This window comes from Aquimarina rhabdastrellae, assembly GCA_947387485.1.
Taxonomy (GTDB): Bacteria; Bacteroidota; Bacteroidia; order Flavobacteriales; family Flavobacteriaceae; genus Aquimarina.
Genome location: CANDNT010000058.1, coordinates 1 through 1,083, shown reverse-complemented (window position 1 = coordinate 1,083; position 1,083 = coordinate 1). Strand labels below are relative to the sequence as shown.

The 1,083-nt window shown below is 30.8% G+C and carries 2 protein-coding genes; both read left to right on the top strand.

The genetic code is table 11. The features are described from left to right. Positions 1-15: 15 nt before the first annotated feature. The gene (locus tag ACYEKI_RS21235) at positions 16-495 is read left to right on the top strand and encodes a hypothetical protein (protein ID WP_459213220.1); all 480 of its coding nucleotides are present in this window, start codon (positions 16-18) and stop codon (positions 493-495) included. Positions 496-514: 19 nt separating this feature from the next. Further along, positions 515-787, top strand: a complete 273-nt coding sequence (locus ACYEKI_RS21230) for a hypothetical protein (protein ID WP_459213219.1) — start codon at positions 515-517, stop codon at positions 785-787. Positions 788-1,083 lie beyond the last annotated feature (296 nt).

Genomic DNA, 1,083 nt, shown 5'->3' with positions numbered 1-1,083 from the left:
TCATAAATTAATTATATGTTACATCGATTAAAAACAAATCTTAAATCAAAATTACAACACGCCAAGGCTAATATTGCTATAGACCTTTTTGGTGTTGAAAAACAAATTCACCAGCATGCTAATACCTATATAGAAGTGCTTGCTAAAGAATTAAACCTACCTAAATCTCAACTACTTATTCGGGTATTTCCTAAAAAAGACACCTTTGATTTAGCGATTTATCATCAAGGTAAACTTATCAAACCCATCATTCTTGATGATTTATTACTACTCTTTGCTGATAAAGAACAAATTCAACTTTTAGGACTTCAAGAGCGTATTCCTAATGGTATTTTAAATTTTGTGCAGAACTATGCTATTCAAGAAAACATACCACAAAAGCATTTACATCTAGGGCTTTGTGTAAGAGATCAAAAACTCTCTATTTTGATTTATAATCGTGCGCAATTCTTAGCACAATATCCGCTACACAAATGGTTAAACTTTATCAAATAACCCTATATCTATATACCTAATGTCAAAAAATAAAGCACTTTGGAAAATTCCTAATGATTCCTTTAGTAAACTGATCGTTTGGTTTAAGGATGGTAATGTTCGTACATTTTATTCTTTGGATTGGAAACACCCTAAAGCTAAAAAAAGAAGTAAATCTCTTGGTATTAATTGTTTAAAACGTTTAGTCTCTTCTTATGGGAAAAACGCTGGTGTAGCACAAATCTATGATATTGCTTCTAATGCTCTAGTGCAAAACTTCTACGAGGGAATTCCTACTAGAAAAAAAAGTTGATTTTTTGTAAGTATGAGGTACTAAATGCGTCTATTCTTTGTTATTAAGGGAACTCTAGTGACTAATCAGTCACCATTCTAATCATATCGAATCCATTTTTGCACCTCCATTTTTTTATAACCCTTTTGGGTTTAACCTTTTATATATTTATATATGATTTAACCCGTGGTGCATTTGAAGAAAGTTGTGCAAACTACTAAATAGCAGTAAATTGAAGTAACGACACTTTAATTTATATGCACAACTTTAGCGCAAATTTCGAGAAAATAATGGGTGTTTTGAAAAAATTGGAGGTA

Coding starts and splice junctions, on each gene's coding strand:
- ACYEKI_RS21235 (WP_459213220.1), top strand. CDS start 16: ATGTTACATCGATTAAAAACAAATCTTAAATCAAAATTACAACACGCC.
- ACYEKI_RS21230 (WP_459213219.1), top strand. CDS start 515: ATGTCAAAAAATAAAGCACTTTGGAAAATTCCTAATGATTCCTTTAGT.